Source organism: Segeticoccus sp. (assembly GCF_035708005.1).
Genome location: NZ_DASSTI010000074.1, coordinates 92024 through 105276, shown reverse-complemented (window position 1 = coordinate 105276; position 13253 = coordinate 92024). Strand labels below are relative to the sequence as shown.

12 protein-coding genes are annotated in these 13253 nt (G+C 74.2%); 2 read left to right on the top strand and 10 right to left on the bottom strand.

All coding sequences use genetic code 11. The features are described 5' to 3' along the window. Positions 1 to 14: 14 nt before the first annotated feature. From ggt to VFL99_RS08515, 7 genes are all read right to left on the bottom strand, one after another. The gene (gene ggt, locus VFL99_RS08545; protein ID WP_325105919.1) at positions 15 to 1862 is read right to left on the bottom strand and encodes a gamma-glutamyltransferase; all 1848 of its coding nucleotides are present in this window, start codon (positions 1860 to 1862) and stop codon (positions 15 to 17) included. A 131-nt stretch (positions 1863 to 1993) separates the two neighbouring features. After that, entirely contained in the window at positions 1994 to 2848 is an 855-nt protein-coding gene (locus tag VFL99_RS08540; RefSeq protein ID WP_325105918.1) for an adenosylcobinamide-GDP ribazoletransferase, read from the bottom strand. Continuing rightward, positions 2845 to 3396 (bottom strand): bifunctional adenosylcobinamide kinase/adenosylcobinamide-phosphate guanylyltransferase, encoded by a 552-nt coding sequence (cobU, locus tag VFL99_RS08535; RefSeq protein ID WP_325105917.1) that lies wholly within the window; start codon positions 3394 to 3396, stop codon positions 2845 to 2847. The genes VFL99_RS08540 and cobU overlap by 4 nt, the downstream gene beginning before the upstream one ends. Continuing rightward, the gene (locus VFL99_RS08530; protein WP_325105916.1) at positions 3393 to 4256 is read right to left on the bottom strand and encodes an ECF transporter S component; all 864 of its coding nucleotides are present in this window, start codon (positions 4254 to 4256) and stop codon (positions 3393 to 3395) included. Before VFL99_RS08530 ends, cobU begins: the two co-directional genes overlap by 4 nt. Continuing rightward, positions 4253 to 5968, bottom strand: a complete 1716-nt coding sequence (locus tag VFL99_RS08525) for an ABC transporter ATP-binding protein (RefSeq protein WP_325105915.1) — start codon at positions 5966 to 5968, stop codon at positions 4253 to 4255. The genes VFL99_RS08530 and VFL99_RS08525 overlap by 4 nt, the downstream gene beginning before the upstream one ends. Next, on the bottom strand, positions 5965 to 7104 hold the full coding sequence (locus VFL99_RS08520; protein ID WP_325105914.1) for an energy-coupling factor transporter transmembrane component T: 1140 nt from the start codon (positions 7102 to 7104) through the stop codon (positions 5965 to 5967). Before VFL99_RS08520 ends, VFL99_RS08525 begins: the two co-directional genes overlap by 4 nt. Before the next feature lie 17 nt (positions 7105 to 7121). Then, positions 7122 to 7922 carry an SCO2322 family protein gene (locus VFL99_RS08515; protein WP_325105913.1) on the bottom strand — a complete coding sequence of 267 codons (801 nt, stop codon included), beginning with the start codon at positions 7920 to 7922 and terminating at the stop codon, positions 7122 to 7124. Between the two features lie 313 nt (positions 7923 to 8235). Here VFL99_RS08515 and VFL99_RS08510 point away from each other — a divergent pair, with 313 nt between their 5' ends. Beyond that, the gene (locus tag VFL99_RS08510; protein ID WP_325105912.1) at positions 8236 to 9840 is read left to right on the top strand and encodes a cobyric acid synthase; all 1605 of its coding nucleotides are present in this window, start codon (positions 8236 to 8238) and stop codon (positions 9838 to 9840) included. Here VFL99_RS08510 and VFL99_RS08505 read toward each other — a convergent pair. The 3 genes from VFL99_RS08505 to VFL99_RS08495 all read right to left on the bottom strand — a co-directional run bounded on the left by VFL99_RS08505 (position 9830) and on the right by VFL99_RS08495 (position 12139). Continuing rightward, positions 9830 to 10894, bottom strand: coding sequence for a cation diffusion facilitator family transporter (locus tag VFL99_RS08505; protein WP_325105911.1), 1065 nt, complete (start codon positions 10892 to 10894; stop codon positions 9830 to 9832). The two genes, VFL99_RS08510 and VFL99_RS08505, sit on opposite strands and share 11 nt — an antisense overlap. 4 nt (positions 10895 to 10898) lie before the next feature. After that, on the bottom strand, positions 10899 to 11303 hold the full coding sequence (locus tag VFL99_RS08500; protein ID WP_325105910.1) for a secondary thiamine-phosphate synthase enzyme YjbQ: 405 nt from the start codon (positions 11301 to 11303) through the stop codon (positions 10899 to 10901). A gap of 95 nt (positions 11304 to 11398) precedes the next feature. Then, entirely contained in the window at positions 11399 to 12139 is a 741-nt protein-coding gene (locus VFL99_RS08495; protein WP_325105909.1) for a PIG-L deacetylase family protein, read from the bottom strand. A 40-nt stretch (positions 12140 to 12179) separates the two neighbouring features. On the opposite strand from VFL99_RS08495, the gene cobT reads away from it, so the two are divergent. Then, the gene (cobT, locus tag VFL99_RS08490; protein WP_325105908.1) at positions 12180 to 13244 is read left to right on the top strand and encodes a nicotinate-nucleotide--dimethylbenzimidazole phosphoribosyltransferase; all 1065 of its coding nucleotides are present in this window, start codon (positions 12180 to 12182) and stop codon (positions 13242 to 13244) included. Positions 13245 to 13253: the final 9 nt, after the last annotated feature.

Below are 13253 nucleotides of genomic sequence, written 5' to 3'. Positions count from 1 at the left end.
GTGACGGGGATCGGTCAGTTCGGTCGCACGACCAGGGCCGACCCGCCGCCACGACGAACCGGCTCGGCATCGGCCCGGAAGCGGTTGCCGCTCAACAGTTCCACCGCCGTCGCGGCTCCGATCTCCTTGTCCAGCTGGAGCGGTCCGGTGACGAGGCTGAACTTCTGCCCGTGTTCGTCCTCGAGCTGCTTCGCGACCGGCGAGTCGAGGAACGCCTGTTCGGCGAAGCTCGTCGGGGTGTTGAAGTTGCCCACGCGCGGAGCGGCGATCGCCTGCTCCATCGACATCCCGAAGTCGATGCGGTTGATGAGGATCTGCAGGACCGTGGTGATGATCGTGGCGCCGCCCGGGCTGCCCACCGCGAAGGCCGGCTTGCCGTCGCGCAGCACCACCGTCGGGTTCATGCTCGAGCGCGGGATCTTGCCGCCGGCAGGCAGGTTCACGTCCGGAGTGCCCGGGGTCGCCGGGACGAAGTCGAAGTCGGTCATCTCGTTGTTGAGCAGGAACCCGTAGCCGGGCACCGTCATCCCGGTCCCGGCGAAGTGCTCGATCGTGTTGGTGTAGGCCACGACGTTGCCCCACTTGTCGGCGGTGACGATGTTGTTCGTCGACTGCTCGTGGTCGGGGGCCGGCGCGGCGGTGCCACCAGATGAGCAGCCGGTGTACGGCGGGTGAGGGTCACCGGGTGCGACCGGGCTCGCGGCGGCCTGGTCGGTGATCAGGCACCGGCGCGTCGCCGCGAACGCCGGGTCGAGCAGCCCGTGCAACGGCACGTCCACGTAGTCCGGGTCCCCGACGTAGCGGTTGCGGTCGGCGAAGGAGTAGCGCAGGGACTCGAGGTAGTGGTGCAGCGCCAGCGCGCGCGACTCGCTCGACATCGGATAGCCGGAGAGGATGTTGAGCGCCTCGCCGGTGGTCGACCCGCCGGAGGAGGGCGGTGGCATGCCGTAGACGTCGTAGCCGCGGTAGGCCACGTGGGTCGGCGCCGGCTCCTCGGCGTGGTAGCGCGCCAGGTCCTTGGTCGTCATGATGCCCGGTCGCACGTTCAGCGGGGTGCCCTTCCACACGGGAGGGTGCTGGACGGTGCGGGCGATCGCCGTGGCCAGCGGACCGTCATACAGGTAGCGCGGGCCGTGCTGGGCCAGCAGCCGGTAGGTGCGTGCGAGGTCCGGGTTGCGCAGCCGGGTCCCGACGGGCAGCGGCTGGCCGTCCTTGAGGAAGAGCCGGCGGCTGGAGGTGAAGGCCTGCAGGTCGGCGAGCGACTCCTTGGTCTCCTGCACGAACGTGTCGTCGACGATGAACCCGCGCCGCGCGCGCTGGATGGCCGGTTGCAGGTCCTGGGCGAAGCTGCGCTTGCCGTAGCGCTTCGCGGCCTGCGCCCACGTGTCGACCATTCCGGGGACGCCGACGGCGAGGCCGGAGTGGCGCGCTTCCTCGAACCCCAACGGTTTCCCGTTCTCGACGAACAGGTCCGTGGTGCAGGCTGCGGGGCAGGTCTCGCGGCCGTCGATGGTGATCACGCGGTGCTGCTTGGCCAGGTAGACGACCATGAAGCCGCCGCCACCGGGGCCGGCCACGAACGGCTCGGTCACCCCGAGGGTCGCCGCTGTCGCCACTGCAGCGTCGATCGCGTTGCCGCCACGACGCAGGACGCTGATACCAGCTCGGGAGGCGTCGAGGTCGACCGAGGCGACCGCGCCACCCCGGCCGGTCGCGACCGGCTGCTTCGGCTCGTGCCCGGCCCCACCGCCGGGACCGGCGGCCGCGGGTGGGCCGGCCGTGGCCAGCGCGGTGGCGGCAGCGGCGGCGACGCAGCCGGCACCGAGGAGGATTCGACGACGGGGACGACGAGCAGGGTGCATGGTGGGTCTCCTTCACCGGGCTGAACGAGCCACCGCACACCTTCCCGCGCCCCGCCGGTGGGCGCAACACTTCTCGCCGGGCGAGGGGTCGGTCCGGTCCCCGCGCGGCGCGGCCTCCGGGCACGGCCCGCTCAGACCGACAGGACCCCCACCAGGATGGCGGCCGCCGCCAGCACCGCGGTGAACCCGATCTCGACGACCGCGCCGAGCACGTCCCCGGTGATCCCGCCGAGCCGGCGCACCGCACGTCGCGTGACCAGCGATCCGGTGAGTATGCCGACCGCCACCGTGGGCACCGGCAGCCACCAGAGTGCCTGCGCACCGGAGAGCAGGACCCCGCCGATGCCGAGCAGGGTGACGACCAGCAGCCCGACGGCAGCGGCAGCGGTGCCCACGCTGCCGGCGACGGTGGCGCCGAGACCCTCCGGGCGGGCGGCGGGCACGTCCCGCAGGCAGGTCCAGGCCAACAGCTGGCGGCTCAGCAGCAGGCACAGGCACGCGAGCGCCCCGCCGACGATCGAGCTGAACAGGACCGTGAGCGCGGAGACCTGCACGAGCAGGACGAGCACGACGGCGGCGACCCCGGAGGGCCCGATGTCGCTGCGCCGCATCACCGCGAGGGCGCGCTCCCGGTCGTCGCCGGCGGACAGGCCGTCGGCGGTGTCGGCCAGCCCGTCGAGGTGCAGCCCGCGGGTGAACAGGGCCAGGGCCGCGACGGCCAGCGCGCCGAGCAGCAGCGTCGCCATGCCGGAGAGCATGGCCACCACCTCGGCGACCGCGAGGACGACCAGCCCCGGGACCATCGCCACGGGCGCCAGGGCCATGGCGTGACCGGCGACCCGGCGGTCCACCCGGCTGGGCGGCGGCACCGGCACCGCCGTCAGCGTCCCCACCGCGAGCAGCAGGCCGTCCAGCCAGACCGGGCGCCCCGCCCGCCCGCGCCGCGCGGCGGAGGCGGACACCCCGCCCTCCGAGGACCTGCTCACGGCCCGACCACCGGGCACGCCGACAGGTCCAGCACCCGGCCGGCGACGACGAGGTGCACCCGCTCGCTGGCGGCACTGACCGCGGCGTTGAGCCGGCCGAGCTCGTCGCGGAACAGGCGACCGGACGCGGTCGCGGGCACGACCGCCATACCGACCTCGTTGGTCACGGCGACCACGTCGCACGCCGCCGATCGCCACGCGGCGAGCAGGTCCTCGGTGCGCTCGGCCACGTGAGCGGAGACGCCATCGGGCCGGCGCCACCCGTCCACGTCGTCGACGACCCGGGTCAGCCAGGTGGCCAGGCAGTCGACCAGCACGGGGCTGTCCGCGGTGCGCAGCACCGCGGCGACGTCGCCGGTCTCGGCGGTGCGCCACGCGTGCGGTCGCCGGGCGCGGTGGCGCTCCACGCGTTGCCGCCACTCGGGATCGGCGTCGTCGACGGGCGGACCCGGGGCGACGTAGGTGACGACGTCGTGTCGGGCGAGGAGGGCCTCGGCGTGCCGGCTCTTGCCGCTGCGCGCGCCACCGAGCACGAGGGTGCGCGTCACGGCGACGTCTCGCCGAAGGTCGGGGCGGCCCCGAACGAGGCCCGGCGGACCGCCCGGCGCAGGGTGCCGAGGACCGGCCGGCCGGCGATGAGCACCAGCGCGGCGGTGAGCAGCCCGCGGGGCAGGTCCCACGTGAGGGAGGTCGCGACGTAGAAGACGGCGTAGTGGCCCAGGTTGGTGGCGGCGTCGGCACCGGGCACGAAGCCGGCGCCCTGCGGTGCGCTCGCGCCCATGAACGGCCAGAACCACAGGTTCATCGCGGCACCGTAGAGCATCCCGGACACCAGCCCGTAGCCGGCCAGCAGGAGCCGCTCAGGCAGACCCCGCAGCGGGGGCAGGAGGGCCGCACCGAGCCCGACCCACCCCATGCAGATCATCTGGAACGGCAGCCACGGCCCGACACCGCCGGTGAGGAACGCGCCGGTCACCAGGGCCAGGGCGCCCACGACGAAACCGAGGCTGCGCCCCAGCACCCGCCCGGCGAGGACGATGAGGAAGAACATCGGCTCCAGCCCCGCGGTGCCGGCGCTGACGACCCGCAGCGCGCCACCGGCCGCCGTGAGCACGCCGAGGACGGCGACGGTCTTGGCGTCCAGCCCGCCCGCGGCGATCTCGGCGAGCACCACCAGCGCCAGCAGTCCGAGCAGCACGGCGAAGAACCACGGCGCGTCCTGCCCGTGCGCGAGGGCCTGGGGCGAGCTGACCACGAACGGCCACCCGAACGCCGCCACGCCGACGAGGCTGACCAGCCCGAGGCTCACCGCAGCTGGCCACCGGAAGCGCAACGGCTCCCGGCCCTCGCCGGTGGGGGGCGCCGGCGCCGGCCGCTCGCGGCGGAGGGGCGCGGCCGCGCGGCTCACGAGGCACGCTCCAGGGCCTCGGCGACGGCGTCCACGGTGAGGAAGGGCAGCGGCTGCAGGATCTTGGCGACCTGCGGCGCGAAGGCGGGGGAGCCGGTCAGCACCCGAGGGGCCGGCCCGTCCGCCACCACCTCGCCCTCGGCGAGGATCAGCACCCGGTCGGCCACGTCGGCGACGATCTCGACGTCGTGGGTGGCCAGCACCACGGCGTGCCCACGCCCGGTGAGTTCCCGCAGTATGCCGGCCAGTCGCGCCTTGGCGGCGTAGTCGAGCCCGCGCGTGGGCTCGTCGAGCAGGAGGACCCGCGGTTGCCCGGCCAGGATGATCGACAGGGCCAGGGCGAGCCGTTGTCCCTCGGACAGGTCGCGGGGGTGGGTGGCGGGGTCGAGGTCGCCGGCGAGCCGGGCGAGCAGCGCCGCGGTCGTCCCGGGGGCAACGCCGAAGTCGGCGTCCGCGCCGGCGCACTCGGCGGCCACCGAGTCGGCGTAGAGCAGCACCTCGCAGTCCTGCGGGACGAGCCCGACCCGCTTGACCAACTGTGCTGGTGCGGTCTCGGCGGGGACGACACCGTCGACCGAGACCACCCCGGCGGTGGGGCGCAGCTGTCCGGCGAGCGTGGCGAGCAGCGTGGACTTCCCGGCGCCGTTGCGGCCCATGAGCGCGGTGACCGAGCCGGGGGCGAGGTCGAGGGTGACGTCGCGCAGGGCGGTCACGGTGTCGCGGTGCACGAGCAGGCGGCGCAGGTGCGCGATGCTGCCCGTTGTGGTGCCGGTGGCCCCGCCCGCGCCGCTGCTCGCTGCCGTGCCGTTGTTCGCTGCCGTGCCGTCGTTCGCTGTCGTATCCGTCGCGCTGGCCGTGGCCGTGCGCGGGTCTGCCACGGCCGCGTCCGGGTCGAGGCGCCCGCGCAGCTCGCCCGCCCGGCGCCGGGCGTCGCGCACGGACAGCGGCAGCGGCGACCAGTGCGCGAGCCGCCCGAGTCCGATGACCGGCGGGTAGACCCGGGAGACGGCCATGGCCTCCTCGGGCGCCAGCATCGAGGACACGCGGCCGTCGTCGACGAGCAGCACGTCGTCGGCGTGGTGGATCACCCGCTCCAACCGGTGCTCGGCCAGCACGACGGTGACACCGAGGTCGTGCACGAGCCGGTGCAGGGCGGCGAGGACGTCCTCGGCGGCCACCGGGTCGAGCGCCGACGTCGGCTCGTCGAGCACGAGGATCCGTGGTCCGGCGGCGAAGACGGCACCGATCGCCACCCGCTGCTGCTGCCCGCCGGAGAGCTCGGTGAGCGGCCGGTGCCGCAGGTCGGCCAGCCCGAGGACGTCGAGCGTCTCCTCGACGCGCCGGCGCATCGCCTGCGGGCCGAGCCCGAGCAGCTCCATGCCGTAGGCGATCTCCTCCTCGACGGTGTCGGTGACGAACGAGGAGGCCGGGTCCTGCCCGACCATGCCGACGAGGTCGGCGAGGTCGCGCGGCCGGTGCTCACGGGTGTCCCGTCCGACCACCACGACGTGGCCGGCCAGGTGCCCTCCGGTGAAGTGGGGCACCAGGCCGTTCAGGCAGCGCAGCAGGGTCGACTTGCCGCTGCCGGTGGGGCCGACCACGAGCACCAGCTCGCCCTCGGGCACCGCGAACGACACCGCGTCCAGCGCAGGACGGTCCCGGCCGTCGAACCGGACGGTGACGTCCTGCAGCTCGATCACCGGGGCGATCACGGCGACACCGCCGTGGGTGTGGCGCCCGACGTCGCCGCCCGCAGCTCGGCCCGGCGCGGCGGGACAGGAGAAACGGTGGCCGCCAGTGCCGCCGCGGCGATGCCGACCACGGCCACGACCGGCACCGCCGGGAAGGTCAGCGGCACCTGGACCGGGACGATCCCCGGCCAGGCTCGTCCGCTGGCGACGACCAGGACCACGGCGGGCGCGACGCCGCAAGCGAGCACGCCCCACTCCGGCAGGCCCCACGGGTCGCGCCGGTAGCCGCTGCGCCGATCCCGTCGAGCGCCGGCCCACAGCGCCGCGGTGGCGACGAGCGCCCCCGCGAGAAGCAGCGGCAAGCCGAGCAGCTCGGGGGTGGAGGCGTCCAGCAGTCCGTAGAGCCCGGCGACGACGCCGAGCAGGCCCACGAGGGCCAGCGTGCTGGCGGTGCGGCGGCTGCCCGTGCTGCGCCGCACGGCCCGGCCGTAGCCGCGCGACTCCATGGAGGCGGCCAGCTCCATCGACCGCTCGAAGGCGTTCTCCAGGACGGGGACCAGCAGCCGGGCGAGCTCACGCAGCCCCCTGCCGGAGTGGCCCCGCAGGCGGCGGGCGGCCCGGACCCGGGCCGCCTCGTGCGCCAGCTGCGGGGCGAAGGTGAGGCCGACCACGACGGCCGTGCCCACGTCATACAGGGTGGCCGGGAGGTAGCGCAGCAGGCGACGTGGGCTCGCCAAGGAGTTGGCGGCACCGAGGCACACGAGGATCGCGGCGAGGCGCAGTCCCTCGCACGCGGCGGCATACAGGCCCTCGGCGGTGACCGCGCCGCCGACCCGGACTCCCGAGGTCCAGGCGGGCAGCGGGATCTCGGGCAGGCGGAAGAGGACCACCCGGCCGGTGACCCCGCCGCCGAGCAGCGCCGCCATCACCACCCGCAGCACGATCGCGAACAGCCCGATCCACAGGAACATCGCGAAGGTCCCGGGCCGTCCGGACTCGCGCCGCTCCAGCACGCACCACGTGGCGACCGCGAGGACGAGCAGGAGCAGGACCGGGTTCGTCGTGCGCGAGGCAGCCGTCGCCAGGCCCAGCCCCCAGGCCCACCACGCGACGGGGTGGAGCAGGCGGGGCAGTCCGAGGCGGTCGGCGGCGCGCACGACGGGACCCGGGTCCTTCAGTCCCGGCGGCGTCGTTGCAGCGTCACGACGGCCAGGGCCGCGACGATCAGGATGGCGATGGCGGAGCCCACCCACGTGGCGGTGGAGCTGCCCGAGCTGCTGCTGGACGTCTGGCTGGTGGACGTGTTGCTGCCGGCTGCCTTGGTCGACTGGCCGCCCGCCGCCTGCGTGGTCGACGCGGACGCGCTCGCGGTGGGGGTGGTGGAGGCCGGCGCGAGGGTGACCTTCTTGTCGGGGGCCTTCGCCGCGGCCGGCACGCTCTTCACCTCACCGCCGCAACCGCTCTGCGGGTAGCCGTCCACGCCGCAGATGAGGCCCTTGTCGGACCGCACCTGCGCCACCGCGGCGAGTACCTCCGCGCCGCTGGCCGCCGAGTCGACGACCGCGCAGTCGGCCTTGGGGGCAGGGGGCTTGGCCCCGGCGCCGCCGTCGACCGGGCGGCCGAAGTCGAGCACGACCGCGACCCGCTTCTTGCCGGTAGCGGCCGTGGTGCTGCCGCAGATGTCCTGAAAGCTCGGGGTGGCCCGCGGGAACCGCGGCGTGCTCTGGTCGGCGAGGGCGAAGCGCCACCCCTCGACGCTGCCGTTCTTGGGCGTGACCTGGTCGGGGCCCTTCTGCGCGAACTGCCACGTGCCCTGATGCAGGTGGTAGTAGCCCCAGAAGCGGTAGGACGCGGCGTGCGCGGCTCCGGCGGGGAGCACGAGTGCGGTGAACAGGGCCGCCACGAGGGCGGCGAGGGTGACGAGCGCGAGCGGTCGGGACGACCGCGGGGAACGATGCGCACGCGAGAGAGACATTCCAGACCTCCTCGCGGACGGGGGCGGGAGAGTCCGGTGGCACGGGCGCCATCGCCTCTGCAGCTCCGATCCGCATACCACGACGGACAAAGGGAGCCGATGCCCGCCGTAGGTGCTCCGGCTCGCCGTCGTGGCACAGTGTCCCCGAGCGGGGCGGTCCCTGGGATCGGGTCGGCCCAGCCGGTGGCGGTGCCGCGACGGCCCACGGTTGCGGGTCAGCGCCGGATTTCGACCGGCTTCCCCTGACCGCGGGCGTTCGGTACCCCGAACAGTCCCACGCGCGCCACCCCGGCGTCAAAGCGAAGGAGCACCGATGGACCCGTTGCCGGCGCCGCGCCCGACCACCGGACGTGGTCTGCTTGTCGCGGGCACCACCTCCGACGCGGGCAAGAGCCTCGTCACGGCCGCGCTGTGCCGGTGGCTGTCCCGCCGTGGCGTGCGAGTGGCGCCGTTCAAGAGCCAGAACATGTCGAACAACTCCATGGTCTGCGTCGACGGCGCGGAGATCGGCCGGGCGCAGTGGCTGCAGGCGCTGGCCGCCCGGGCCGTGCCCGAGGCGGCGATGAACCCGGTGCTGCTCAAGCCCGGCTCGGACCTGCGCTCCCACGTGGTGCTGCTGGGCCGGCCCTGGGGTGAGCTGCGGGCGGGGGAGTGGGCCACTGCGCGGGTGACGTTGGCAGAGCATGCGTTTGCGGCGTTCGACGACCTCGCGTCCCGGTTCGACGTCGTCGTCGCCGAGGGCGCCGGCAGCCCGGCCGAGGTCAACCTCCGCGAAGGCGACTACGTCAACCTCGGCCTCGCCCGCGCGAGGGACCTGCCCGTGGTGGTCGTCGGTGACATCGACCGGGGCGGGGTGCTCGCCGCGATGTACGGCACGCTTGCCCTGCTCGACCCGGCCGACGCCGAACTGGTGCACGGCTGGATCATCAACAAGTTCCGCGGCGACCTCGGTCTGCTGCAGCCGGGTCTGCGCACCCTGGAGGAGCGCACCGGGCGATCGGTCCTCGGCGTCCTGCCCTTCCTGTATGACGTGTGGCTGGACGGTGAGGACGCCCTCGCCGTGGCCGGCTGGTCGGGTGCCGAGTCAGGCCCGCCGCTCGCGTCTGGCGGGGGCCCGGACGACCGGGCGGGCACGCAATCCGGATGCGGGGTGCTGTCGGTCGCGGTCGCGCGGTTCCCGCGCATCTCCAACACCACCGACGTCGACGCGCTCGCCGCCGAACCGGGCGTCGACGTGCGGGTGACTGCCGACCCCGACGTGGTCGCCGGGGCCGACCTGGTGCTGCTGCCCGGTTCGCGGGCGGTGCTCTCCGACCTCGCGTGGCTGCGTGAGCGGGGGCTGGACCGCGCCCTGCGGGCTCGGGCAGCGCGGGGCCGGCCGGTCGTCGGGGTCTGCGGGGGCTACCAGGTGCTGGCCGAGCGCATCGAGGACCCGGACGGGGTCGAGGCGGGGAAGCCGGCCGCAGCCGAGGGGCTGGGACTGCTGCCCACCACGGTGCGCTTCGAGCGTGCCAAGCGGCTGGGCACACCGGCAGGTGCGTGGCGCGGTCACGCCGTGACGGCATACGAGATCCACCACGGCGTTGTGGAACTGGCGGGCGCGACCCCCGGGGCAGCCCGCTCCGCGGGCGGGGCCGTTGCCGCGGGGGAGTGCGAGCCGTTTCTCGACGGGTGGCGTCGCGGTGCGGTGTGGGGCACGACGTGGCACGGGACGTTCGAGAACGACGGGTTCCGGCGGGCGTTCCTCACCGAGGCCGCGCGACAGGCGGGGGTGCGGTGGGCTGCGCGGACCGACGCGCCGGGCTTCGCGCAGCGACGCGAGCAGATGCTGGAGCGGCTCGCCGACGCGGTCGAGGAGCACCTCGACACCCGAGCACTGCTGCGGTTGCTGGGACTCGGCGGCGGCGTCACTCGGTGATGCTGGGCTCGTCCTTGACCGAGAGGCTGAGCACCGCGTCGACGACGGCAGGCGACTCACGCAGCCGGGCCTCGAGGTAGCGCAGCGTCCGGGCGACCTCCGGCTCGGCCTCGTCGCCGGTGACGTCGACGTCCCCGACGACGTAGATGTGCCGCGGGCCGACGACCTCGAGGCGCAGGTAGGTGACCCGGTCGATCTCGGGCATCTCCAGCAGTGACCTGATGGTCGCGGCACGCACCGCCGGGGCGGCCTCCTCGCCGACGATGAACTCGCGGTTGCGGTCGAGCAGGATGTAGGCCGTGCCGGCGAGCAGCAGCCCGATGAGCAGGGAGCCGAGCGCATCGAAGACCGGGTTCCCGGTGACCTGGTGCAGGGCGAGGCCGCCGCCGGCGAGCACGAGGCCGATGAGTGCGGCGGCGTCCTCGAAGAACACCGCGCGCAGCGTCGGGTCCGAGGTCTCCAGGACGTGGTCGATCAGGTCCCGTTGCAGCGACTTCGCCTCCGGTCTGGCCTGTTTGGTCGAGCGCGTGAACGAGATGCCCTCGAAGATGAACGCCACGGCCAGGACGATGTAGCTGATCAGGAAGTCGCCGCCGGGCTCGGGGTGCAACAGCTCCTGGACGCCGCGGAAGAGGGAGACCACGGACCCGGCGATGAACAGCCCCATAGCCGCGAACAGCGACCAGACGTAGGCCTCCCGGCCGTAGCCGAGCGGATGGTCGCGGTCGGGCGCCTTGCGCGAGCGCCGGTCCGCCACGATGAGCAGCACCTCGTTGCCGGTGTCCGCCCACGAGTGCGCGGCCTCGGCCATCATCGACGCCGAGTGGCTCAAGAACGCGGCCGCGCTCTTGGCCAGGGCGATGATCAGGTTGGCGCCGAAGGCGATCAGCACCGTCCTGGTGCTCTCGCCCTCCCCGGAGCCGCTGGCTGCCGGCCCCATGTCGACCGGCCGGACCCGGCGCTGGTCCGGCTGATGGGGCTGGGGGCGCGGCTCCTGCCGGTCCTGCTCCTGTCGGTCCTGTTCTTGCTGGCGCTGTTCCCGCTGGTCGGCCATGGGCTCAGCCCGCCAGGAAGGACAGCCGGACCTGCCGCTCGTGGTTGTCGACGTTCAGGTCGACCAGGCAGATGCTCTGCCAGGTGCCGAGCTGCAGCTGTCCGTCGAGCACGGGCACCGTGAGGTAGGGCGGCACGAGCGCCGGCAGCACGTGGGAGCGTCCGTGTCCCGGGGAGCCGTGCTGGTGACGCCAGCGGTCGTCCGCCGGCAGCAGGTCACCGAGCGCTGCCAGCAGGTCGTCGTCGCTGCCGGCGCCGGTCTCGAGGATCGCGAGGCCGGCGGTGGCGTGCGGCACGAAGACGTGCAGCAGCCCGTCGCCCTCCTCGCCGGCGAACGACGCGCACTGACGGGTGAGGTCGAGCACGGTGTCCCGGTTGCCGGTCCGCACGCTGAAGGTCTCCGAACGCATGCCCTCCACTGTGGCATCGCCCGTGGCCTCCCGCTGGTCGGCCGCCGCGCGCCTTCTTCGACGGCTACGACCCACCCGTGGTGGGAGCCGATTACTTAGAGGTCGAAGACCTCGAACAGCAAGGCGTGCTCCACACCGAGTCGCTCGCCGGCCCCGCCGAGGATCGTCTGCAGCAGCTCGGCCGGTGCCGGGTGGCCACCGGACAGTCCGGCGAGGTACTGCCGGTGCGCCTCCAGCGAGGCGACGGCCGGCTCCAGGTGACCGGTCACGTCCAGCCCGTGGGTCGGCTCGGGAGAGCCGGAGAAGCACACCATCCGCACCCCGGACCACGGCTCGAGCCCCTGCTCGGCGAGCTCGGGAAAGATCCACCGGTTGCCGGCGTCCTTGCTGGCGTCGAGGGCGGCCAAACCGACCGCCCGGTGGTCGGCCTGGTTGGTGCCACCGCCCATGAAGCGCTCGCGGTGCGTGATGCCGACGACGACCTCGGGGCGGTGCCGCCGGATCGCGCGGGCGAGGTCGCGGCGCAGGCCCAGGCCGTACTCGACGACTCCGTCGCGCTGGTCGAGGAATTCCACCACGTCCACGCCGACGTGGTGCGCGCCGTCGCGCTCTTCCTGCTCGCGCAGGGGCGCCGCCTCCTGCGGCGACAGTCCGTCGATCCCCGCCTCGCCGCGGGTGGCGAGCAGGTAGGACACCTGCTTGCCCTGCCCGACCCAACGGTGCACCGCCGCCGCGGTGCCGTACTCCAGGTCGTCCGGATGGGCCACGACGCACAGGGCGCGCCCCCAGGACTCATCGAGCAGTGGCAGGGCGGCGTTGATCTCGGAGGGCGTCATGGCCGCCAATGTAGGCTCCGGCCGACCCGAAGGAGAACCCGTGCCGTCGCTGCTGACCGAGACCCTGGCCGCCATCCGCCCCGTCGACGGGGACGCCGTCCGCGCCGCGCAGGAGCGGCAGTCGCGCCTCACCAAGCCCCCGGGCTCGCTCGGCAGGCTCGAGGACCTCGGTGCTCGCCTCTGCGGGATGTATGCCGTGTGCCCGCCTCCGCTGCCCGAGCCCGTGGCCGTCGCCGTCTTCGCCGGGGACCACGGTGTGCACGCCCAAGGCGTCACGCCGTGGCCGCAGGAGGTCACCGCGCAGATGGTGGCGAACTTCCTCGCCGGCGGCGCCGTCATCAACGCCCTCGGGCGGCAGCTCGCCGCCGAGGTGGTGGTCGTGGACGTCGGAGTGGCCGCGGAGGTGCCGGAGGCTCCGGGACTGTTGTCACGCAACGTTGCCCGCGGCACGGCCGACATGACGCTCGGTCCGGCCATGACGACAGGGCAGGCGGTGCAGGCGGTCGAGGTCGGGATCGAGGTCGCCGAGCGCCTCGTCCGGGACGGGCACCGGCTGGTGGTCACCGGCGACATGGGGATCGCCAACACCACCGCCTCGGCGGCGCTCATCGGCGCCCTGACCGGCGCGTCGCCCGAGGTGGTCACCGGACGGGGGACCGGTGTCGACGGCGACGTGCTGCGCACGAAAGTGCAGGTGGTGCGACAGGCCTTGGAACGCAACGGGATCGGCGGCGATTCGTCGGCGATGGACGTGCTCGCCGCGGTGGGGGGACTGGAGCACGCCGGCCTGGTGGGGCTGCTGCTGGGAGCTGCGGCACGGCATACCCCTGTGGTGCTGGACGGGGTGATCGCCTGCTCCGCCGCACTGGTGGCGCACGCGCTGTGCCCGGACGCCGTCGGCTACTGGGTCGCCGGGCACCGGTCGGCCGAGCCGGCCGCGACGGTGGCGCTGGAGCACCTCGGGCTGGAGCCACTGGTCGACCTGGGCCTCCGGCTCGGGGAGGGCTCGGGCGCCGCGCTCGCCGTCCCGCTCGTGCAGGCGGCCGCGCGGGTCCTGCGGGAGGTGGCGACGTTCGATGCCGCCGGCGTCACCGAGAGGGCCTGAGCGACAACG

Excerpts from the sequence above, each read along its gene's own strand:
- VFL99_RS08505 (WP_325105911.1), bottom strand. The coding sequence starts at position 10,894 with ATGGCCGACCAGCGGGAACAGCGCCAGCAAGAACAGGACCGACAGGAG.
- VFL99_RS08500 (WP_325105910.1), bottom strand. The coding sequence starts at position 11,303 with ATGCGTTCGGAGACCTTCAGCGTGCGGACCGGCAACCGGGACACCGTG.
- VFL99_RS08515 (WP_325105913.1), bottom strand. The coding sequence starts at position 7,922 with ATGTCTCTCTCGCGTGCGCATCGTTCCCCGCGGTCGTCCCGACCGCTC.
- ggt (WP_325105919.1), bottom strand. The coding sequence starts at position 1,862 with ATGCACCCTGCTCGTCGTCCCCGTCGTCGAATCCTCCTCGGTGCCGGC.
- VFL99_RS08495 (WP_325105909.1), bottom strand. The coding sequence starts at position 12,139 with ATGACGCCCTCCGAGATCAACGCCGCCCTGCCACTGCTCGATGAGTCC.
- VFL99_RS08510 (WP_325105912.1), top strand. The coding sequence starts at position 8,236 with ATGGACCCGTTGCCGGCGCCGCGCCCGACCACCGGACGTGGTCTGCTT.